Below are 21,889 nucleotides of genomic sequence, written 5' to 3'. Positions count from 1 at the left end.
GCAACCCCGGCGCCGTGTAACCCCTGGCGTGAACCCGCTAGGAGAGGCCCAGCTCGTCCTTGCCGAAGGCGAACAGGTAGGGCACGCCGGTCTCGGCTTCGATCTTTTCCTTGGCACCGGTGTCCCGGTCCACGATGACGGCCACGGCCACCACGTTGCCGCCGGCTTTCCGGACACCCTCAACAGCGGTGAGGGCGGAGCCGCCGGTGGTGGACGTATCCTCCAGCACCAGGACCTTGCGGCCGTCAACCGACGGACCTTCAACCTGGCGGCCCATGCCGTAGGACTTCTGGGCTTTGCGGACCACAAACGCGTCCACGGTGCGGCCGGCGTCCACCGCAGCGTGCATAACGGCGGTGCCCACGGGGTCAGCACCCATGGTCAGGCCACCGGCGCACTCAAAGTCGATTCCGGCGTCGTCCGTCAGTGACAGCATGACCTGTCCCACCAGCTTGGAGGCCTCATGGTGCAGCGTGATGCGGCGCAGGTCGATGTAGTAGTCGGCCTCGGCACCGCTGGAGAGGATCACCTTGCCGCGGACCACGGCAAGTTCCTTGATCAGTTCCAGCAGGCGGGCACGGGCAGCAGTGTTGGAAGCAGCATCAGGGGTGGCAGTCATGGTGTCCAGTTTACTGGAGGCCTCGACGCGGAAATGGCCCTGTGACGCAGAAAAGGAACGGCGCTACGCGTATCCGCGTAGCGCCAGTCCGTCTGCGAGTCGTCAGTCTAGAACCCCAGCGATAACCCTAGAGCCGGGTGTCGAAGGATTCGCAGAAGACATTCTCGTTGAATGTCCCCTGGAACTCAGACTTGCCCATGATCTTCTCGATGGTGGCGCGGATGGCCTCCACAGTTCCCGCATGGGCGTGGATGGCGGTCTTGACCATCGGCACGTCGATGAGGTGGTTGGGCTGGTTCAGCGACACAAACACCGTGGGAACCTCGGTAACGTACCAAGGGATTTCCGCGGCCATCGGGGTGGACCACTTGATCCGGATTGCCGCTTCCTGGGCAAAGCCCTTGACGTTCGCGAAGACAAACGCGGCGTCGTACTTGTCCGCGTAGTCGCCGGTGGCTTCCTCGGAGATGACCGACATGAAGTTCACGCCAGTCTCCCCCGCGGCTTCGCGCTGAGCGGCGGTTTTGAACAGGTGCACCTCGAAGCCGGCTTTTTCCAGTTCGTCCTTGACCGTGTCCAGGTAGGCCAGCGGGTCCGCCATGGTGAAGTCCGGGCCGCCGGAGATGCCGTACAGGCGGATCCGTTTGTGCGTCTCCGGCCGGATGGGCAGGTTGTTCGCGGTGTCCTTGACCAGGGTGACGGTCTTGTCCGCGATCTCTGCGGCGACGGCGCGGTGCTCCGCGCTGCCGATCTTCGCCAGGGCTTCCACCGGCGGAACCAGTTCGTTGCGTGCCTTCAGGTGCAGCCCCAGCGAGGCCTTGAGGGCCAGGATGCGGCGCAGGGCGTCATGCAGGCGCTGCTCGGTGATAACGCCGGACTTGTAGCCGTCCAGCATGTACTGGAAGTCTTCGTCGGCGTTGCGGAAGAACAGGAACATGTCGCAACCCGCGGCAATCGTCGCAGGAACCAGGTCTTTGCGCTTCATGGCCTGGGTGAGCCCGATCATCTGCGAGGCGTCCGTGAGGATGAGCCCGTTGAAGCCGAGTTCGCCGCGCAGCAGGTCCTGGAGCAGTTCCGGGGCCAGGGTTGCGGGCAGGATGTCCTTGTCCGCGAGGCCCGGGCGGAAGTGCCGGGAAAGCTCCGGCGCACCGATGTGCCCGATCATGATGGACTGCACGCCGTGCCCGATCATTTCGCGGTACACGTGGCCATACGTCTTGTTCCACTCGTCGTAACCGAGCGTGTTGTACGACGTGACCACGTGCTGGTCGCGCTCGTCCATGCCGTCGCCCGGGAAGTGCTTCATGGCGCAGGCCGTGGGAGATTCACTGATGCCGTCGAAGTATTCCTTGGCCCGTTCCACCACGATCTCCGGCGTGTTGCCGAAGGCCCGGGTGGAGATGACCGTGTTCCGCCAGTTGTAGTGGATGTCCACGATCGGGGCGAAGGCCCAGTTGCAGCCCAGGGCTGCGGTTTCAACGCCGGCAACCTGCCCCATCCGGCGTGCGATGGACTTGTCCGGGTGCGAGCCTGCCTGCAGGTGCGTGGACACAAACGTGCCGTCGTCGCAGCTTCCGGCGCCGCCCATTTCCGGGTTGGACGCCACCAGCAGCGGCACCTTGGACTTCGACTGCGCGTGCCGGATGTGTTCCTGCACGGCAGCGGAGGGGCCTGGCCGGTAACGCATGCCGCCCACATGGAAATTCTCCAGCACACCGTCGAGGTACTCCGGGGAGTAATCGTTGTTGTGGTTGATGAACAGCTGCCCGATCTTCTCCTCAAGCGTCATCGATTCCAGGGTGGTGTTCACCCAGGTGATCGCTGCGTCATCGAGGTTGAACGGCGCGGCCTGGAGGTCGACGTCGAACTGGCGCACTGGGGTGCCAGCGGCACCAGCGGCACTTTCGTCGGCGGAATTTCCGACGGCGGCAGTCACCGCAGCTGCGATGCCGGCCAACGCGTCGGCCACGACCTGGTCCACTGGAGCGGCGATGTCCACCACAATGCCTGCCTCATCGGCTTCCAACGCTTCGAGGGTGGCCAGCTGGGATTCCAGCAGCGCGGGCGGCATAAAGTGCCCGGAGCGGCCTTCAGTCCGTGCCCTCAGAACCTCTTTGCTGCCATGCAGGTGCAGGAACACCGTACCCGGCGCCTGCGCGCGGATGGCGTCGCGGTAACTGCGGCGAAGAGCCGAGCAGGCCAGAACCAGGCCGCCCTTGGCAGCTGCCAGTTCAAAGCCCACCGTGGCGAGCCACGGCCAGCGGTCCTCGTCGGTCAGCGGAGTGCCCGCTGCCATCTTGGCGACGTTCTCCACCGGGTGGAGGGAATCGCCGTCGAGGAACTGAACGCCCAGCTCGCGGGCCACCAGGTCACCAATGGTGGTCTTGCCGCAGCCGGAGACGCCCATAACAATGACGCGCGGGCCGGAAGCTCCTCCTGCTGTGGAAGGCGATGTAGTGGCGGTCACCAGTCGTGCACCGTTCCGTCTACCAGGCGGTTGTACGGCAGGTACGCCTGCTGGTACGGGTACGCCGCCGCGGCTTCCTCGTTGAATTCGACGCCGATACCGGGCTTGTCGCCCGGGTGCAGGTAGCCGTCCTTGAAGGTCATGGACTGCTCGAAGACCTCGTTGGTCTTGTCCGAGTGCTGCATGTATTCCTGGATGCCGTAGTTGTGGATGGCCAAGCCAACGTGCAACTGCGCGGCGAAGCCCACCGGGGAAATGTCCGTGGGGCCGTGGAAGCCGGACTTGATCTGGTACTGGGCGGCGAAGTCCATGACCTTCTTCAGCGGGGAGATGCCGCCGAAGTGGGTGGAGGCTGCGCGGACGTAGTCGATCAGCTGTTCCTTGATGAGGGTCTGGTAGTCCCACACGGTGTTGAAGATTTCACCGATGGCCAGCGGGGTGGTGGTGTGCTGGCGGACCAGGCGCAGGCCCTCCTGGTTTTCGGCCGGGGTGCAGTCCTCGAGCCAGAAGAGGTCGTACGGTTCCAGGGCCTTGCCGAGCTTGGCGGCCTGGATGGGGGTCATGCGGTGGTGGCCGTCGTGCAGCAGCGGGATTTCCGGGCCGAACTCGTTGCGCACGGCTTCAAAGACGGTGGGCAGGTGGCGCAGGTAGGCGCGGGTGTCCCAGTCCTCTTCCTGGGGGAACGCGCCGCGGCCGGCGGGCTCGTAGTCGTAGCGTTCGCCCGAGGCCTGGGCCTGCGCGGCCACACCGTAGACGGCCTTGATGCCGGGGACAGCGGTCTGGATGCGGATGGACTTGTAACCCAGTTCCAGGTGCTCACGGACTGAATCGAACAGCGACTCGAGGTCAGCGCCGGAAGCGTGGCCGTAAGCGCGCAGGCCGTTGCGTGAAGCGCCGCCCAGGAGCTGGTAGACCGGCATGTTCGCCATCTTGCCCTTGATGTCCCACAGGGCCATGTCCACGGCGGCGATTGCGGCCATGGTGACCGGCCCGCGGCGCCAGTAGGAGCTGCGGTACAGGAACTGCCAGGTGTCCTCGATCTTGTGCGGATCCTTGCCGATCAGCAGCTGGGCCACGTGCTCTTTGAGGTAGGCGGCAACAGCCAGTTCGCGGCCGTTCAGCGTGGCGTCACCGATGCCGGTGACCCCGTCGTCCGTAGTGATGCGCAGGGTCACGAAGTTACGTGACGGGCTTGTCACAAAGACTTCAGCGGCAATGATTTTCACGGCAGATCCTTTCGGGGACTTCTGGTCAGTTTGTGGTGCTGGGAGTTAGTGGCCGGCAGTTTTGCCGGCGCCAACCGGGGTGCCAGCATCAGCGGTGGTGCTGGCGTCAGTAGTGGTGCTGGCGTCAGCGGCTTCGCCGGCGCCCACAGTTTTGGTCCGGCGTTCCTGGATCTCCTTGAGGATCTCCGCGTGCTTGGCGTCGGTCAGCGTGTACTTGGACATTACTAATACGGCAAGGATAGTCAGCACGGCAGGGATTGCGCCCGCGGCGATCTGAATGCCGAACAGGGCGTCCGCGGTCTGGGCCGCTCCGGACTTGTAGCCGCCCAGCGCCAGGGCGTACGCGGCCAGGGCGCCGCCCACAGCCTGTCCGGATTTCCGCGTGAAGGAGAACAGGGCGTACGTGATTCCTTCGGTGCGGACACCGGTCCGCCATTCGCCGTACTCCACAGTGTCGGCTTCCAGCGCCCACACCACGATGTTGACGGCAAGGACGCCCACCAGGCTGACCACGAGGCCGGTAAAGCCCATCCAGACCTGGCCGGCCGGGGCGAAGAAGATGATCGCACCGCCGAGGACAGTGACCAGCGAAGAGTAGATGTAGACGCTCTTCTTGCCGACGTTACGGACAAGTTTGGGCATAAAGGCGGCCAGGAAGAAGGTGAGCGCCAGCTGGATGATGGACAGTACGGGGTATAGGTCCAGGCGGCCCAGGACGTCGCGCAGGTAGTACAGCTGCACGGAGGTCAGGGCGAGGTAGCCGGAGAGGAAGAAGAAGGAGCTCAGGCACAGCATCAAGAGGGGCTTGTTGCCTTTGAGCGTGTCCACGCTCTGCTTGAACGTCACCTTGGGGACGGCGCGGTGCACGCGTTCCTTGGCGGTCAATGCGGTGAAGAAGTACAGCGCCGCCCCGATGACCACAAACACCAGGGTGATGGTGGTGAACGTCGACTGGAGATCGGCACCGGGCTTGATCAGCGGCGCAACGAAGATACCCAGCGAAGAGCCCACCAGCAGGGCGCCCACCATGCGGGCCGAACCCAGCTTGGCGCGCTCTCCCGGATCCTGCGTCATGGCGCCGGCCAGCGAGCCGTACGGAATGTTCACGAGGCTGTAGGCAAGGCCTAGGGCGGCGTAGGTGACGTAGGCGTACAGCAGTGTGCCGGATTCACCCAGCTGCGGAATGGAGAACGTTGCCACGCTCAGCAGGAGCAGCGGGATGGAGCCGAACATGATGAAGGGCCGGAACTTACCGAAGCGCTTGCTGTAGGTCCGGTCAACGATCCGGCCGGCGAAGACATCAGCGAAAGCGTCAAAGAGCCTGACCACGAGCAGCAGGGTTCCGGCAGCCGCGGCGGAGATGCCGGCAACGTCCGTGTAGTACACCAACAGGAACATGGTGGCGGTGGTGAATGCGAGGTTGTTGGCTGCATCGCCGGCGCCATAGCCGATGATGCTGAGCTTGTTTAGCTTTTTCATGAATTGGGCTCCTTTACCCTTGCCGCCGTGTTGGCCAGCGAAAATTATTGAAATGCTATGAAGCGGTGAATCTTTGGCGATGCTGGAGCCGGCAGAATCCGCCTCCGACGGGCGTATCGCAGTGTTTTTCTCTCTGCCTGTAATCCTAGTCACTTGGCAATAAAATGGCAAGCGGTTGCCATGAATTTCTGTTGAAACTTCATGTAACTGCAGGTCATCGAAACAGCACTGCCCGGTCCAGGCGCCTGGACCGGGCAGTGCTGTTCTTTATGAAGCAGAAGGGCTGCTGGAGCGTGATTCTTAGGCGTCCGCCGGGAATGTGCCGAGCAGGCCGGAAACGAGTTCCACGACGGCGTCGTCCGCTGCGACGGCAGGATCCACCAGCGCCAGGACCGCCCGCACGCGCTCTGCGCCTTCCAGCTGGTTGGCCGCGGCCACTTCAGTTGCCAGCGGATCCTGGAACGTCTCGGCCGCGGCGCTGAAATCAATCCAGGCCGCGATCATCAGCGCTGCAGCGGCACCGGACCTGCCCTGGGCCCGTTCGGCCAAGAGGACAGGCACGGCCCGCATGCGCAGCTTGGTGCTGCCGTCCATGGCGATCTGGGCCAGGTGGTGGGCAATGCGCGCATTGCTGAAGCGGGCCAGCAGGGCAGCGCGGTACGCCGGGATCTGCAGGTCCGCGCCACCGGCCGCGGCGCCGGACAGGTTCGCCTCGGCTTCGTCCCAGAAGCTTTCGACGGCGGTCAGGCACTGCGGGTCCGCGAGGGCCTGCGCCACCGTGGTGTGTCCGCGGAGCTGGCCGGCGTAGGCCAGCAGGGAATGAGCGCCGTTCAGAAGCCACAGCTTGCGGTTCTCGTAAGGCTCGATGTGGTCAACGAAGACCGCGCCGGCATCTTCCCAGCGTGGACGGCCGGCCGGGAAATCGCCGCTGAGCACCCAGTTGGTGAAAGGCTCTGCCACTACAGGCGAGTTGTCGCGGTAGCCGCAGGCGGCCTCGACGGCGGCGATGTCCGCTTCCGTGGTGCGCGGCGTGATGCGGTCCACGGACGTGCTGACAAAACTGACGTTTTCCTCGACCCAGGCAGCGAGCTCCGCGTCCCAGGCCCGTGCCAGGCCCGCCACGGCGTTGCGGGCTACCGTGCCGTTGTTGGCGAGGTTGTCGCAGCAGACAACGGCGAGCGGCCCGGCTCCCGCAGCCCGGCGCGCGGCGAGGGCGAAGACCAGCCGGCCCAGCGGCGTCGACGGGTTTCCGCTGCCGGAAGCCAGCAGCGCAAGGTCGCCGGCGACGTCGGGCGCCGTAGTGTCCAGCTGTCCGTCGGCACCGAGGCGGTACGCCGCTTCGGTGACCGTCAGGGTGACCATGGCGGTGGCCGGTGCCGAAACGAGCTCTGCGAGCCGCTGCACGTTCGCGCCGTCGACCGCTTCAACGATGCTGCCGAGGACGGCGAACGAGTCTCCGCTGTCAGCGCGCTCCACGAGCGTAAAGAGGCCGTCCTGCTCGGCAAGGGCCAGGGCAGCATCCGGGCGGCGGCCGGTGAAAGCCGCAATACCCCAGCCGGCGGCGTCGCTGGCCTGGCTGGTGTACCAGGCCTGGTGCGAGCGGTGGAAGGCACCGAGTCCCAGGTGGACGATCCGCACCGGCGGTTTGGCGGAAGCCTGCAAGGTCCGGTCCAGCTGCGGCAGGGATTCGGCCGTCTTGGCTGTTGCGTCGGTCTGTTCGATGCTCACAGTTTGAAAACCCTTCGAGGGGAAGAATCGACCGTGTCCACGATGATTTCGTGGGCGCGGTCTTCACTGACACGATGCTCGGCCACCAGACGGGCCAGGAAGGAGGCTTCGATCCGGCGGGACGCATCGTGGCGGGCGGGGATGGAGCAGAACGCCCTGGTGTCGTCGATGAACCCGGAAGAACGGGAGAAACCGGCCGTTTCGGTAACGGCGGAGCGGAACCGGAGCATGGCATCCGGAGCGTCCAGGAACCACCAGGGTGCGCCCAGGTAGACGGACGGGTAAAAGCCGGCGAGCGGTGCGAGTTCGCGGGAGAACACGGTCTCGTCCAGGGTGAACAGCACCAGGTGGAAGTCCTTGGCCGTGCCGAAGTCCTGCAGCAGCGGTCGGATGGCCTCGGTGTAGTTGGTGGCGAACGGGATGTCGTGGCCGGTGTCCGCGCCGAAGGCATCAAACGTTGCGGTGTGGTGGTTCCGGAACGAACCCGGGTGGATGGTCATAACCAGGCCGTCCTCCACCGACATCCGGCCCATCTGGTACATCATGTGGGCTTCGAAGGTGTTGCGGTCCTCGGCCGTGGCCTTGCCGGCGCGGGCGAGCTCGAAGATCCTCTCGGCTTCGGCGCGGTCCAGCTTGAGCGTTGCCGGAGTGGCCACACCGTGGTCTGCGGAGACTGCGCCGTGCTCCACGAAGTAGCGGCGGCGGTTTTCCAGGGCCGTGATGTAGCCCGCGTAGCCGTTGGCGCCGTCACCGGCGGTTTCGATCAGGCGGTCAACGTTGGCACTCCAGGTGGGGTGCGCAATGTTCAGGTAGGCATCCGGGCGGAAGGTCGGCAGGACGCGGCCATTGAACGAGGCGTCCTCGGCGATGGCTTTGTGGCTGGCCAGGTTGTCCAGGGGATCGTCCGTGGTGGCCAGGACCTCGATGTTGAAGTCCTTGAACAGCTGGCGGGGACGGAAGCCCGGCTCCACGAGTTTGGCGGTGATGGCGTCATAGCTGGCGTCAGCGGACATCTCGCCCAGGTCTGCGTCCAGATTGAAGACACTGTTGAACTGATTGCGCAGCCAGTATCCGGAGGCCGTGCCCTCGAAGAGGGGCCAGGCATCCACGAACGTGCGCCAGATTTCGCGTGACCCGGGCGTGGTGGAACCGCCGGCGCGCAGCTTGTCCAGGGGGGCGCCGTTGGCGTGGATCAGGCGGGTGACGTAGTGGTCCGGGCTGACGAGCAGCGCTGCCGGGTCCGGGAACGGCGTGTTGTGCTCGATGACGGCGGCGTCAACGTGGCCATGCGGGGAGATAATGGGGAGGTCCTGTACGCGCGCAAGGAGGTCCCGCGCAATGCTGCGCGTTCCTGGGTCGGCGGGCAGGAGCCTGTCTGGGTTGGCAGCAATCGACTGTGACATAGATCAATAATCTGCCTGGCGCCTCGTTTTGTCAACCGGTTGCCATGAATTGCCAAATGCTGGAATCGGCCTGTCCAGGACTCACTTCGCGGGCAGGATCCTACCGCTGGACCCGCGCAGCACCAGCTCAGTCTCCACGCTCAAAGTGCCGGCCTGCTCCCCGCTCCCGTGGAGGAAGTCCAACAGGCGCGTCGCGGCAGCCTCGCCGCATTCCCCCAGCGGCGAACGCACCGTGGTGAGCGGCGGCGTCGTGAAATCCGCGCCGAAGATGTCGTCAAAGCCGATGATGCTGATGTCGTCGGGCACCACCATGCCGGCGGCCTGGAGCTCCTGCATGAGCCCGATGGCCAGCAAGTCGTTGTACGTCATGACCGCGGTGGCACCGCTGGCGCGGACATCGCGCGCAGTCTGCCGGCCGCCGTCGACCGTTGGTTTGCTGGACTCAAGCCGCACGGCTTCGAGCCGGGACCATTCGCAAGCTGCCTGCACACCCTCCCAACGGCGTTCGGACATCCAGGACTGCGGCGGCCCCGCTACAAAGGCGATCCGCTGGTGTCCGTTGGCGGCCATGCTCCGGATTGCCTCGCTGATCCCCTTGTTGACGTCCGGCACCACGCACGGCACGCCCTCTACTTCGCGGTTGATGACCACCACGGGCTTGTCCTGGGCCAGGGCGCGGATGTTGTCATCGTCCATGCGCGGGCTCGCGAGAATGAGGCCGTCGACGGTGGCCATGAGCCGCCGGGCGGCAGTCAGTTCAGTAGCCGGGGACTCCGCCGACTCGGCGAGCACCAGGGTGTAATCCCTGCTGGTTGCGGTGGTCTCGGCGCCGCGGATGATGTCAAAGAATGTGGGGTTGGTGATGTCCGCGACGATGAGGCCGAACGTGTTGGTCTTGCCCGTGGGAAGTGCGCGCGCAAACGGATTGACCTGGTAGTTCAGCTGGGCGGCCGCATCCTCGATGAGCTTCTGTGTTTTGGAGCTGACCCTGCCCGGCTTGCTGAGTGCCCGGGAAACGGTGGACGCGTTGACGCCGGCCAACTTGGCGATGTCGTAGATGGTCGCATTGGACTTGCCGTCGCGGCCATGCTTTTTGACCGAACCCGTTGATGGGGCGGTGTCCGGCGTTTGGGGTTCAGTCACCGCCCCATCCTAACGATGAAACCACTTAAGCAGGTCGCAGCTGTGGCCGTTTTGATGGTCCAAAACGGCCACAGCTGCTACTCAGCACCGGTACTCCCTCAGGAGGTTACGCGCGCTGGGGGAACTTGCCCTCTTCGGCGATGCGCTTGTTGAGCTCGGCGAGGAACTCGTTCTCGTCGAAGTCCAGTCCAACTTCCTTACCGGTCCATGCGGAGAGGTGGATGGCGTTGGCCAGGCGGACACCGTTTATACCGTCCGAGCCCGGAGCGAGCAGCGGCGTGCCGTCCAGGATGTTGGCGGCGAAGTTCTCCAGGACACCTGAGTGCTGTGCACCCCAGGCGGACTCGAACTCGATGACCTCGGTGGTGTAGTACTCCTCCGGGTTCAACTCGCCCATAAAGAGCTTGCGGACATCGTCCATGCCCATGCCGTCGCTGAGTTCGCGCTCGGGCTTGTGCAAGCGCGTCACGGTGGCGGTCTTGCTGCCCTCGACCACGATCTTGCCCTGGTCGCCCAGGATCTCGAAGCGGTCGGTCCCGGTCAGGTCGTGCGTGGCGGTGACAAAAACGCCGGTAACGCCGTCTCCGTAGTCAACCACCGCAGTCACTTCATCTTCGACGGCGATGTCGCGGCGGAAGCCGAAGGAAACCTTGGAGTAGACGGACTTCGGGACGCCGCAGATCCACTGCCACAGGTCCAGCTGGTGCGGTGCCTGGTTGACCAGGACGCCGCCGCCTTCGCCGCCCCACGTCGCGCGCCATTCGCTGGAGTTGTAGTAGCCCTGCGGACGCCACCAGTTGGTGATGATCCAGTTGCTGCGGCGGATCTTGCCGATCTCGCCGTTTTCCACAATCTCTTTGAGCTTCTTGTACAGCGGGTTGTTGCGCTGGTTGAACATGATGCCGAAGGAGAGTTCCGGCTTGCTGGCAGCGAACTCGTTCAGTTCCTTGACCTGCTTGGTGTAGACGCCGGCCGGCTTCTCCACCAGCGCATGGATGTTGCGCTTGAGGGTCTCGATGCCCATTTCCGGGTGCAGGAAGTGCGGCACGCAGGTCACGACGGCGTCAACGTCGCCGCTTTCCAGCATCGCGATGTAGTCGTCATAGAAGGGAGCGTCCGGGTACGTGGCCGAGGCAAGTTCCCTCTTGGCCGGATCGGTGTCGCAGATAGCGCCGATCACCATGTTGGGGACCATGCCGTCTGTGATGAACTTGGCGTAAGCGCCGCCCTGCTGGCCCAGGCCGATGATGCCGAGGCGTACTTTCTTGCTCACAGTTATTTGTCCTTTTTGTTGGTTGAGCTTGTCGAAACCAGATTGTGGAAGTGGGTCCGCTTAGAAGAGCTCGGACTGCCCCAAGGCAACCAGGTTGTCGTAGGAGGTCTGCAGCGCTTCCCAGACCGTGCGGCCATAGAGTTCGTCCTGCTCCACCAGCAGGTACTGCGCGCCGGCAGCCTCCGCGGCCGGGATGATGGAAGCGAAGTCCAGGTTGCCCTCGCCCACTTCGGCGAACTGGACAACGTTCTTGAACTCCGTCATGAATCCAACGAAGTCCCCTGAATTCAGCAGCCCCATGGCCGACTCCGGCATTTGGCCGATCCGGTAGTCCTTCAGGTGCACCATAGCGGTGCGGCCGGCGTACTTTTCGAGCGTGCGGACTGGGTCCAGGCCGCCGCGCTGTACCCAGTGCACGTCGATTTCCATGCCCATGGCCGGGGAGTTCTCCGCAATGATGTCCAGCATGAATTTGCCGTCGAACTTCGCGAACTCGATGTGGTGGTTGTGGTAGTACAGGCCCAGGCCCTGCTCCTGCAGCCGTTCGGCGTATTCGTTGGCCTGCTTGGCGAAGTCAATTACCGCGCCGATGGACGTCATTGCCTCGAACGGCAGCATACCGATCCGCAACAGCTTCGAGTCCAGGCTCTTTGCGTCATCCACGATCTTGTCAAAGTGCTCCGCCAGGGAATCGCCGGGCCGGCCCTTGGGTGTCTCCATGGCCACGGACAGGGCCGCGATGTCCATGCCCAGCTCGCTGCGGGAGCGGTCCAGTTCAGCGACGTTTTCCGGCGTCATCGGGATCTGGGAGATCTCGACGGCGTTGTAGCCGATGTCGCTGACCTTACGGAGGGTTTCGAACGCCCCGATTTCGGTGAAGCTGTCCTTCAGCATCATTGCCTGTACGCCAATTTTGGCCACGTTATTCCTCCATAGTTGTTGCTGTTGAGTTAGTTCGGGCATGAGCCCTAGGCAAGGGCAGCGGCTTGCTCGTTCTGCTGGCGCTGTTCTTCGAGCAGCCGGTGACGTTCGGCACGGCGCTTCTCCTGGCGGTCCGGATCCGGCACGGGTGAAGCGAGCAGCAACCGCTGCGTGTAGGGGTGGTCGGGGTTGCGCGTGACGATCTCTGCCGGCCCCTGCTCCACGATTTCTCCACGGTACATCACGGCTACACGGTGGCTGATGTGGCGGACCACGTCAAGGTCGTGGGAGACAAACAGGTAGGACACGCCGGTGTCCTTCTGGATCTGCAGGAACAGATCCAGGACACGGGCCTGCGTGGAGAGGTCCAGGGCACTGACCGGCTCATCACAGACGATGAGTTTCGGCGACAGTGCCAGGGCGCGGGCGATGGCCACGCGCTGGCGCTGGCCGCCGCTGAACTCCCGCGGGAGACGGTGGATGGCGTCCGACGGCAGGCCTACCTGGTCCAGGAGCTCTCTGACGCGCTTCTTGGCTGCTGCCTGCTCCATGCCCTGCACGCCCAAGGGCTCGGCAAGGATGTCGCCGATCTCCAGGGCAGGGTTGAGCGACGTGTACGGATCCTGGAAGACCACTTGCATGTCTCGGCTCAGGACACGGCGCTGCTTGCGGGTGGCCTGGCTGATGTCCTTGCCCTCGAAGGTGACCTTGCCACCGCTTACGGGCGCGAGCCCCAGCACTGCCCGGCCCAGGGTGGTCTTGCCGGAGCCCGACTCCCCCACCAGGCCCAGGGTCTCCCCATGGCCGATGCTGATGTTGATGTCCGTCAGGGCACGGAATTTCTTTGCCCGGAACCCCTTGCCGGCGTACTCCACCACCAGGTTCTCGACCCGAAGGAGTCCTTCACGTGCCGGCGCTGATAACGCGGCGCCCAAGGCTGCAGTTTCTGTCACAGTACGTTCTCCTTAGCACTCGATGGCACCAGCATGGACATCGGTTCTTTGCCTTCGAGCATCGAAGCCAGCAGGGTCTGGGTGTAGCGTTCCTCCGGTTCGCGCAGTATGTCCCGCACGGGGCCTTCCTCCACGAGCCGTCCGTTCTGCATGACCACAACGCGGTCGCAGAGGTCAGCCACAACACCAAAGTTGTGGGTCACCAGGATGACGCCGACGCCGAGCCGGCGCTGGAGGTCGCGGATGAGGTCCAGCACATCGGCCTGCACAGTGACGTCCAGTGCCGTGGTGGGCTCATCGGCAATGATGAGGTCCGGTTCGCAGCTGATGGCGCCGGCGATGAGCACACGCTGGGCCATGCCACCGGAGACCTCGTGCGGGTAAGCCTTGAAGGTCCGGTCCGGGTTGACAATGCCGACGTCGGAGAGCAGCTTCATGGCGCGCTTCGTGGCTTCAGACTTGGAGATTCCCAAGACCCGCACCATGGGGGTAACCAGCTGGTAGCCGATGGTGAAGGCCGGGTCCAGGTTGCTCATGGGTTCCTGCGGGATGTAGGAAATCCGCTTGCCGCGCAGCTTGGAGAGCCGTTCCTGGCTGACGTTGTCTTCGCCGGGAGCCACCGTGTAGTTGCCATCGAACTGGATGGCACCGCCCACGATGCGTGCAGTATCCGGCAGCAGGCCCAGGATGGAAAAGGCCGTCTGGGACTTGCCCGAACCGGACTCGCCCACGATGCCAAGGATTTCGCCGCGGTCAACGTGGAAGGAGACGTCATCAACAACCTTCTTGACCGATCCGTCCGCCTGCGGGTACCCGACGCCCAGGTTGGTCACTTTGACCAGGTGGTGTTCGGTTCCGGCCTCGACGGCGGCGACAGTCTTGCTTGCTGCCTTGGCGGCGCTGGCCGACGCAGCGTCTTCCGCCTCATGTGCTTTCTTCCTGCGGTGCTTGATCTTCTCTTGGTCTTCCAAAGCATCGCGGATAGCGTTCCCAAGAAGGACCAAGGCACCAATGGTCAGTGCCATGGCAAACGCGGGCCAGAAGAGCAGGCTGGGCGTGAGATAAACGTTCTTGAATCCCTCGCTGAGCATCACGCCCCAGGATGCCTTTGACGGATCACCCAGGCCCAGGAACTCAAGGCCTGACTGGATGGCGATGGCAACTCCGGCAATCGCCGCCGTCTGGATGATGATAGGGGCCCGCACCACAGAGAAGATATGGCGGGTGATGATACTCAGGTCAGAGAGCCCGGAGACCCGGGCCGCGTCGACATAGAGCTCGTTGCGGACCGATTGCACAGCAGATCGTGTCAGGCGGAAATAGGAGGGACTCAGCAGTATGCCCAGGAAGAGCATGGCAATCCAGACCGACGGCCCGAAGGCTGCACGCACAGTCAGCAGCACAATCAGGCCGGGAAGGCTCATGAGGATGCTGACAACCCAGTTGGACATAGCTTCGAACTTGCCCGCGTAGTAGCCCGCAATCAGGCCCGCGGGCAGGCCAATCACGATCGCAACGGCGGCACACAGCAACGCGGAGAGCAGCGTCAGCTGCGCACCAAAGAGAAGCCGGCTCCAGACGTCGCGCCCGGAGCTGTCCGTGCCGAGGATGTTGACGGAGTCCGGGGCGGCGAGGGTCTTTGAAATGTTTGCAAAGTTCTCCTCGAACGGCGCCAGGACATCGGCGAACGCGGCTAGGAGACCCATGGTCAGCAGGATGATCATCGATAAAATGCCGAGGGGGTTTTTGAAGAGACGCTTGAGCACCGTGGACCGGACCACGGTACCGGTCTGGCCGGTCGTACCGGGAAGCGGCGTCAGGGCTGAGGTTTCGACGGACTCGCTCACGAGGCACGCACCTTCGGGTTGAGCCAACCGTTGAGCAGGTCAACGATGAGATTGACAAAGATGACAACGGCGACGGTGTACATAACAACGCCCATGACCACGGGCTGGTCGCTCTGGCCGGTGGCGGCCACGGCAAGGGGGCCCATGCCGGGAAGGGCGAAAATCTGCTCGATGATGACCACGCCGCCGAGCATGCCGATCAGCTGCAGGCTGAGGACTGTAAGCCCCGCCGGGGCAGCGCTGCGCAGGACATGCTTAAAAAGGATCTCCCGCTCCTGGATCCCGCGGCTGCGGAGAGTCCGCACGTAGTCGCGTTCCAACTGCTTGATCACGGCGCTGCGGATCTGCTGGGCACCGCCGGTCACGCCGTTGATCAGGAGGGCTATGACGGGCAGGGTCAGCGAGAGCACCCAGGCGTCTGCTCCGGCACCCGGGGAAATGGTGCTGGTGGCGGGGAAGAGGCCCATCTGGATGGCCAGGATGGTGACGAGGATAATGCCGATGACGAAACCGGGAATGGAGTCGCCGATGATGGCGCCGACCTGGACCGTCCGGTCCACCCAGCCACGCTTCACTGCTGCGGCAACGCCGATGAGGGTAGCGATGATGGAAATAAGGAGCATGGCTGCCACCACCATGGTCATGGTGACCGGAATGCGGGTGGCGAGGGCGTCGGCCACCGGTTCAGAGGTGAACCAGGATGCTCCCAGGTCTCCCTGCAGCGCGTTGACAACCCAGTCCAGATAGCGGGTAAGAATGGGCTGATCCAGCCCGAGCTCTGTTTCTTTCAGCGCTACCTGCTCGGGCGTGGCCTGGTCTCCGACGATGTTCCGGGCAATGCTGCCGCTCGATACGTAAAGAAGGGAAAAAACGAGGATCGAGACGGCGAACAGGACTACTATTCCGCTGCCTAGGCGTTTAAGGATGAATGTGATCATTGCTGGCTCCATTGAACTGGCATGGTTTGACTGCCTGGTCCGGCAGCCCGGTCCGGCAGCCCGCCACCGTGGTGGTCGGGCTGCCGGACCTGCGCCGGTTTATGTTGCTTCCTGACCCGGGTCTTACTTGGCCGGCGAGTAGTTGTAGATGGACGGGACGGCCTGCTGGATCTGGGGCGTTACCGTGACCTTGTCGTTGTGGTAGTACATCTGGTTTACCCGGAACAGCGGGGCGAACCAGGCCTGCTCCACGACGTACCTGTTAACTTCCTTGGCGAGCTCGTCCGCTTTTTCGCCGCCGCTCTGCACCGCGTGGATCTTGGCCTGCAGCTCAGGAGTGGTGTTCTTGAACGGGTTGTACAGCGCCTTCGTGGAGACAATCTGGTTGATGGCCACCCACGGCTCCCCCTGGAAGAGCGAGAAGTACATGGTGGTGAATTTCTGGGCTGCGACGTCGCTCGTGAACGTGTTAGTAATCGCTGCGCCGACGTTCAGGGTGATCCCCACGTCCGACAGCTGCTGCTTCAGCACCGCGAGCTGGGTTTCGAAGCCCGGAACGGACGGAACCTCAAGGGTCACGCCGGTTTCGTAGCCGGCTTCCTTCAGCAGGGCCTTCGCCTTCGCCGGGTCATAAGGGTACTTGTTTTCAAGTTCCTCCACCCACGCGCCGCTCTCCTTGCCGAAGGGCTGGGACGTCGGACTGCCCTGTCCCAGCAGTACCTGATCGAGGATCGTCTTGCGGTCGAACGCGTGGTTAATGGCCTGACGGACCTTCACATCCTTGAGGGGGGCATTCTTGGCGCCGTCCCGATCCAGGAGCAACAGTCCCTGCCAGTCCACCTGGTTGGTGACCAGCTTCATCTTCGCGCCCTCGGCCTGCTTACCGGTCTTGGGATCTAGCAACGTAGCGTCCACCTGTCCCGACACCAAGGCGTTGGTCCGGGCGGTCGGGTCAGTCAGGATCTTGAGGGTGAGTTTCTCGAACTTCTGATTGTCCTTGTTCCAGTAATCCTTGCGGGCTGTGAACACCGACTGTGAGTCCTTAACCGTGGCCGCCTTGTCCATGACGTACGGGCCGCTGCCCACGGGCTCGGTCTTGATGCTTTCGGTGCCCAGGGCCTTGGGGCTGCCCATCAGGCCAGCGGCCTGGCTTAGGTAGAACTCCAGAGAAGGGTCAGGAGTGGCGAGGTTGAGCTCGATGGTATCGGCATCCACCACCTTCACGTCCGAGACGGCGGTGAGCTGGGCCATCTGCGGGCCATTGGCCTTTTTGAAGTGGTCCAGGTTTGCCTTGGCAGCCTCGGCGTCGAACTTGGCGCCATCGCTGAAGGTCACGTCTGTGCGGAGGTCAACGGTCAGCTGAGTGTCCGCGTCGTTGTACTTCCACGCGGTGGCCAGCATAGGGCTGAGCTTGCCATCCGGTTCCCGCAGGAGCAGGGAATCGTAGGCTGCCTGGTAGGGCTGCAGGACGTGGCCCACATGCGCTTGCGCGGGGTCCCAGGAAGTCATGTCTCTAACGGCGCCCAGTGTGAGGGTGGTCGTTTTAGGGGCGCCGGGGTTATTGGCGCCTGGGGCGCCGCCGCAGGCTGTCAGCGCGAGGGCCGCACTGGTGATAAGAGCGGCTGCTGCCGCTTTGGGACCTAACTTCATTGTTGGCTCCTGGATCTGTGGAACGTGAGAGTTGCGAATTCCGGCCGGTGTGGCGTTGGACACACCGACGTTCGAGATTCAGAGTACGCATAATTGCCAGTCTTGGCAACCGATTGTCAATTTTGTTGCAACTTATATTTTCGAAGCCCGCGAATGAAACGTTCTAAGCGACTTCAACCGGTTGCCGTGAAGCGGTCAGGAAACTTTCGCCGCCGCGTCCGGGTAGCTCTGGCGGTAAATTTCCTTGACGATCCTCAGGGATTTTTCCGCTGCTCCAGGGTCGATCCAGAACGGGCCCTCGTCACCGAGCCGGGCATAGAAGTCACTGATGAGCAGTTCGTGCGAGACGCCCCAGTAGGCACGTCCGCCGGTCTCCACCACACGCTCGGGAACCACTTCAACCCGGCCGTTCGCATAAGTGACCGTCAAGTCCCCACGAAGACTGAGAGTCGCTTTTTCCGTGACAATGTCCAGCGTAACCGGGGCGTTGACGGCGTTGGCCAGCGTGGCATAGACGGCGCTCCGCGCACCGTTGGCGTGCTCGGCAACAAATTCCGCAGTGTCCTCCACCTCGATGGTTTCGCCCAGGAACCTGGTGGCCGCATTGCCGGACAACGAAACGACGTCGCCCAGCAGCCACTGCACCAGGTCAACGGTGTGAATGGCCTGGTTCATCATGAGCCCGCCGCCGCCACCCTCCCAGGTGCCGCGCCAGGGCCGGCTGCGGTAATAGTCGGCATTGCGGTGCCACAGCACCGTTGCTGACGCCCCTACTACCGCGCCTAGCTCGCCGGAGGAAAGCAGTGCGTGCATGGCCTGCGAGGTGGCGTTGTAGCGGTTCTGGAAGCAGACGGCAATCTTGGCAGTGCCCGCCTTGGCGGCCTCCACCAGCCGGCGGCCTTCTTCAAGCGTATGCGCGAGCGGCTTTTCGACAATGACGTTCACGCCGCGTTCAAGGCAGTCCACGGCGATGGTGGCGTGCATGTTGTGCGGCGTCGTAATGTGCACAACATCCGGTCCGACGGCCTCGATCAGACTGAGATGATCGGGGAAACCCGGGACGCCGTAGGCGGCCACGGCGGCCGCAAGGCGGCCGGGATCCGAGTCGCAGACCCCAGCCAGCCGCGCGCCATCGAGCTTTGCGATGGCCTCAAAGTGCACTGCCGACACATCACCGCAGCCAATAACTGCGGCCTTGAGGCCGGTCACGAAAGTTCGATTCCGTTCTTGGCAGCAAGGACCGCGAAGGCGCGCGCGGCCATGCCGAAGGCAACCGGACCGGAGAAGCCGCCCAGCTTGTGGTGGCTGGCGAGGTGGGGTTCGAGTGAGGCAAAGCCTGCGTAACCGTCCGCCTTCAGGGCAGCAATGGTGGCGTCCAGTTCGCCGTCGCCGTGGCCGGAAGGCACAACCTCACCCGTAGCCATGATGGCGTCCTTGACCTGGAGGTATTCGAGGTAGGGGCGGAGCATGGCGTAGCCATCGGTGTAGGGGCGGACGCCTACCTGGACGAAGTTGGCGTTGTCCCAGGCGATCCTCAGTGCGGGAGAGTCCACGGACTCCATGATGTCCAGGACGCGCTGCGGCGTATCGCCGTAGATGTCCTTTTCGTTCTCGTGCAGGAGTACGACGCCGGCGCTTTCGGCTTCAGCGGCCAGTGCCCGCATGCGCGTGAGGACGTCGTCGCGGATTTCCTCCGGCGTCTGGGCTTCACTCCGGAAGAAGGAGAAGATCCGGATGTATTTGGTATCCAGGCCCTTGGCTACGGAGATGATCTGGCGAAGGCGCTCCACCTCGTGCTCCACGGGCAGGCTGATGTCCACCTTGCCGATGGGGCTGGCCACGGCTGAGACCTTCAAGCCCTTGGCGTCCAAGAGTTCCTTGAGGTCAGCTACCTGCTCAGACGTCATTTCTGAGACGTTGACGCCCCAGGCGCTGCGAACTTCGATGTAGTTCGCGCCGAGCGCCAGCAGGACAGCAGCCTGGATGGCGGGGTCCGTATCCACCTCGTCGCCGAATCCTGAGAGCGTCCAGGCAGTGCTTGTTGCTGCGGTTGTTGCTTCGGTCACGGGAATCTCCTTAGGTATGCCCGCGACGGGACAGCCTAGGTGCCGCTCCGGCGCGCGGGTGACTCAGTTCACAAACAAGTGCTGCCGTAAGTCTAGACACGTCAACTGTCAATGACAACCGATTGCCAAATGATTGCAGGCTGTGGCAATCTAGGAGCTATAGGGCTGTGGCAACCGTCACAAGCCCCCAGTCATCCCGTTCAGTGAGGAGCGCGCCATGGCGATGCAAGCAGCCGGAACAGACCGTCCTGCCACCATCCACGACATCGCCGCGATCTGCGGTGTGGCCGCGTCCACCGTGTCCCGCGCACTTTCCACTCCGGACCGGGTCAACATCCGAACCCGCGCCCGCATCGAAGCGGCGGCGGCCGAGCTGAACTACACGCCGAACAGCCAAGCTAAAGCCCTGAGCTCCGGCCGCACCGGCGCCGTCGGCGTCCTGGTGCCCGACATCACCAACCCCTTCTATTTCGATCTCATCCGTGGCACCCAGCTGCAGCTCAAGGCAGCCGGCTACACGCAGCTGCTCGTGGACACCGAAGAGTCCGACGAAGTGGAGGCCTCCACCATGGAGCAGCTGCGCAAGAGCGCTGACGGAATCATCGTCGCCGCGTCCAGGCTCAGCGATGAGGCGCTGCTGGCCGCCGCAGCCAGGATTCCCATGGTGACCATCAACCGCGACGTAGCCGGCGTTCCCGCCGTCGTGATTGACACTCCCTCCGCCACCAGCCAGGCGCTGGACCATCTGATTTCCCTCGGCCACACCCGCATCGCCTACATGGCCGGTCCACTCACGTCCCAATCCAGCACCCTTCGCTGGACAGCCCTGGCGGCCGCCGCCGAGGACCGCGGCGTGGACGTGCGCAGGCTGGGACCGTTCGCCCCCAAGACACAATCAGGTGCCGCCGCAGCCGATGCGGCCGTGCACTCCGGCGTCACCGCCTGCATTGCCTTTAACGACCTCATCGCCATCGGCATGCTTCAGCGGCTGCGCGAACGCGGCATCCGGGTCCCGGAGGACATCAGCGTGGTGGGCTGCGACGACATCTTTGGCGCGGACTTCTGCAATCCCCCGCTGACCACCATGACGTCCCCTATCGAACAAGCAGGCCGCGTAGCAGTGTCCATGCTCCTGGCCCAGCTCAACCCGCTGGCGGGCGGTGGCAGCCGCAGCCGGTCGCTGATGCCTACGCATCTCACCGTCCGCGGTTCAACGGGAGCGGCACCGGCAGCGCTGTAGGTCCGGGCCCCAAGTGTCCGTTCGCGCCGGGCTGTGAGTGGTTCGGGTGGACACGTGGGTGGTTCGGGTGGACACAATTGAGCGTTGTTGACAGCGCTGACTAGGCTGGATCACATGCGCGAACTCCAAGCCACCATCATCGAAGAAATGGGCGTGCAGCCCCGGATCGACCCCCTCGGGGAGGTGCGCAAGCGGGTGGATTTCCTGAAGGATTACCTCCGGGCAACCCACACCAAGGGCTTTGTCCTGGGCATCTCGGGCGGGCTGGACTCCTCCCTCGCCGGCAGACTGGCCCAGCTGGCCGTGGAGGAGCTTGATGCCGAAGGCGTGGAGGCCAACTTCGTGGCGGTCCGCCTTCCGTACGGCGTCCAGCACGACGAGGACGACGCCCAGGCCGCCCTGGACTTCATCCAGGCCAAGACGGAATGGACCTTCAACATCTCCGCCGCCGTGGATGGCTTCGAGAACGAATTCGAGAAGACGGTGGGCAACGGGATTTCCGATTTCCACAAGGGCAACACCAAGGCCCGCACGCGGATGATCGCGCAGTACGCGCTGGCCGGGGAGCACAACTACCTGGTGATCGGCACCGACCACGGCGCAGAGTCCGTCACCGGGTTCTTCACTAAATTCGGCGACGGCGGCGCGGACATCCTGCCCCTGTTCGGCCTCAACAAACGCCAGAACCGCGAACTGCTGGCCGAACTGGGCGCCCCTGCCCGTGTCTGGGAAAAAGTACCCACCGCCGACCTCCTGGACGGCAGGCCCGGACGCACCGACGAGGACGAACTGGGAATCAAGTACGACCAGATCGATGATTACCTCGAAGGCCGGGAGATCCCCGAAGCGGCGGCCGAGCTGATCGAACAGAAGTACCTCCGCACACGCCACAAGCGCACCGTGCCGGTCACCATCTTCGATACGTGGTGGAAGTAA

General features: G+C 63.7%; 17 protein-coding genes. 2 read left to right on the top strand and 15 right to left on the bottom strand.

Translation table 11 applies throughout. The features are described from left to right. Positions 1 to 37: 37 nt before the first annotated feature. The 15 genes from pyrE to NG698_RS12565 all read right to left on the bottom strand — a co-directional run bounded on the left by pyrE (position 38) and on the right by NG698_RS12565 (position 19,713). Entirely contained in the window at positions 38 to 619 is a 582-nt protein-coding gene (gene pyrE / locus NG698_RS12635) for an orotate phosphoribosyltransferase (protein ID WP_252602161.1), read from the bottom strand. A 127-nt stretch (positions 620 to 746) separates the two neighbouring features. Beyond that, complete coding sequence (locus NG698_RS12630; protein ID WP_252610239.1) at positions 747 to 3,026, bottom strand: gluconokinase, GntK/IdnK-type; 2,280 nt, start codon at positions 3,024 to 3,026, stop codon at positions 747 to 749. Between the two features lie 56 nt (positions 3,027 to 3,082). Further along, a complete protein-coding gene (manD, locus tag NG698_RS12625; RefSeq protein ID WP_056348669.1) occupies positions 3,083 to 4,312 on the bottom strand; it encodes a D-mannonate dehydratase ManD in 1,230 nt (409 codons plus the stop codon). A gap of 45 nt (positions 4,313 to 4,357) precedes the next feature. Then, positions 4,358 to 5,791, bottom strand: a complete 1,434-nt coding sequence (uidB, locus tag NG698_RS12620; protein WP_252602158.1) for a glucuronide transporter — start codon at positions 5,789 to 5,791, stop codon at positions 4,358 to 4,360. Between the two features lie 300 nt (positions 5,792 to 6,091). Then, positions 6,092 to 7,519, bottom strand: coding sequence for a mannitol dehydrogenase family protein (locus NG698_RS12615; RefSeq protein ID WP_374210049.1), 1,428 nt, complete (start codon positions 7,517 to 7,519; stop codon positions 6,092 to 6,094). Then, a complete protein-coding gene (gene uxaC / locus NG698_RS12610; protein WP_252602155.1) occupies positions 7,516 to 8,922 on the bottom strand; it encodes a glucuronate isomerase in 1,407 nt (468 codons plus the stop codon). The genes NG698_RS12615 and uxaC overlap by 4 nt, the downstream gene beginning before the upstream one ends. Before the next feature lie 81 nt (positions 8,923 to 9,003). Further along, positions 9,004 to 10,065 (bottom strand): LacI family DNA-binding transcriptional regulator, encoded by a 1,062-nt coding sequence (locus tag NG698_RS12605; RefSeq protein WP_252602152.1) that lies wholly within the window; start codon positions 10,063 to 10,065, stop codon positions 9,004 to 9,006. A 106-nt stretch (positions 10,066 to 10,171) separates the two neighbouring features. Then, positions 10,172 to 11,338, bottom strand: a complete 1,167-nt coding sequence (locus tag NG698_RS12600; protein ID WP_252602150.1) for a Gfo/Idh/MocA family protein — start codon at positions 11,336 to 11,338, stop codon at positions 10,172 to 10,174. 60 nt (positions 11,339 to 11,398) lie between these two features. Continuing rightward, positions 11,399 to 12,259, bottom strand: a complete 861-nt coding sequence (locus NG698_RS12595) for a sugar phosphate isomerase/epimerase family protein (RefSeq protein WP_252602147.1) — start codon at positions 12,257 to 12,259, stop codon at positions 11,399 to 11,401. A 47-nt stretch (positions 12,260 to 12,306) separates the two neighbouring features. Continuing rightward, positions 12,307 to 13,212 (bottom strand): ATP-binding cassette domain-containing protein, encoded by a 906-nt coding sequence (locus tag NG698_RS12590; RefSeq protein WP_252602144.1) that lies wholly within the window; start codon positions 13,210 to 13,212, stop codon positions 12,307 to 12,309. Beyond that, a complete protein-coding gene (locus NG698_RS12585; RefSeq protein ID WP_252610072.1) occupies positions 13,209 to 15,059 on the bottom strand; it encodes a dipeptide/oligopeptide/nickel ABC transporter permease/ATP-binding protein in 1,851 nt (616 codons plus the stop codon). The genes NG698_RS12590 and NG698_RS12585 overlap by 4 nt, the downstream gene beginning before the upstream one ends. Continuing rightward, entirely contained in the window at positions 15,056 to 15,997 is a 942-nt protein-coding gene (locus tag NG698_RS12580; protein ID WP_252602138.1) for an ABC transporter permease, read from the bottom strand. Before NG698_RS12580 ends, NG698_RS12585 begins: the two co-directional genes overlap by 4 nt. Before the next feature lie 123 nt (positions 15,998 to 16,120). Beyond that, entirely contained in the window at positions 16,121 to 17,647 is a 1,527-nt protein-coding gene (locus tag NG698_RS12575; protein ID WP_252610070.1) for an ABC transporter substrate-binding protein, read from the bottom strand. Positions 17,648 to 17,842: 195 nt separating this feature from the next. After that, complete coding sequence (locus tag NG698_RS12570) at positions 17,843 to 18,856, bottom strand: Gfo/Idh/MocA family protein (protein WP_252610068.1); 1,014 nt, start codon at positions 18,854 to 18,856, stop codon at positions 17,843 to 17,845. Next, complete coding sequence (locus NG698_RS12565; RefSeq protein ID WP_252602129.1) at positions 18,853 to 19,713, bottom strand: sugar phosphate isomerase/epimerase family protein; 861 nt, start codon at positions 19,711 to 19,713, stop codon at positions 18,853 to 18,855. The genes NG698_RS12570 and NG698_RS12565 overlap by 4 nt, the downstream gene beginning before the upstream one ends. A gap of 223 nt (positions 19,714 to 19,936) precedes the next feature. On the opposite strand from NG698_RS12565, the gene NG698_RS12560 reads away from it, so the two are divergent. Continuing rightward, positions 19,937 to 20,953, top strand: coding sequence for a LacI family DNA-binding transcriptional regulator (locus tag NG698_RS12560; protein WP_252602232.1), 1,017 nt, complete (start codon positions 19,937 to 19,939; stop codon positions 20,951 to 20,953). A 114-nt stretch (positions 20,954 to 21,067) separates the two neighbouring features. Further along, on the top strand, positions 21,068 to 21,889 hold the full coding sequence (gene nadE / locus NG698_RS12555) for an NAD(+) synthase (RefSeq protein ID WP_252602126.1): 822 nt from the start codon (positions 21,068 to 21,070) through the stop codon (positions 21,887 to 21,889).

Source organism: Pseudarthrobacter raffinosi (assembly GCF_023913735.1).
Classification (GTDB): Bacteria; Actinomycetota; Actinomycetes; order Actinomycetales; family Micrococcaceae; genus Arthrobacter; species Arthrobacter raffinosi.
The sequence above is the reverse complement of the archived record's forward strand: the minus strand, read 5'-3'. Positions and strand labels throughout refer to the sequence as shown.

Excerpts from the sequence above, each read along its gene's own strand:
- uxaC (WP_252602155.1), bottom strand. The coding sequence starts at position 8,922 with ATGTCACAGTCGATTGCTGCCAACCCAGACAGGCTCCTGCCCGCCGAC.
- nadE (WP_252602126.1), top strand. The coding sequence starts at position 21,068 with ATGCGCGAACTCCAAGCCACCATCATCGAAGAAATGGGCGTGCAGCCC.
- uidB (WP_252602158.1), bottom strand. The coding sequence starts at position 5,791 with ATGAAAAAGCTAAACAAGCTCAGCATCATCGGCTATGGCGCCGGCGAT.
- NG698_RS12630 (WP_252610239.1), bottom strand. The coding sequence starts at position 3,026 with ATGGGCGTCTCCGGCTGCGGCAAGACCACCATTGGTGACCTGGTGGCC.
- NG698_RS12560 (WP_252602232.1), top strand. The coding sequence starts at position 19,937 with ATGCAAGCAGCCGGAACAGACCGTCCTGCCACCATCCACGACATCGCC.
- NG698_RS12575 (WP_252610070.1), bottom strand. The coding sequence starts at position 17,647 with ATGAAGTTAGGTCCCAAAGCGGCAGCAGCCGCTCTTATCACCAGTGCG.
- NG698_RS12580 (WP_252602138.1), bottom strand. The coding sequence starts at position 15,997 with ATGATCACATTCATCCTTAAACGCCTAGGCAGCGGAATAGTAGTCCTG.
- pyrE (WP_252602161.1), bottom strand. The coding sequence starts at position 619 with ATGACTGCCACCCCTGATGCTGCTTCCAACACTGCTGCCCGTGCCCGC.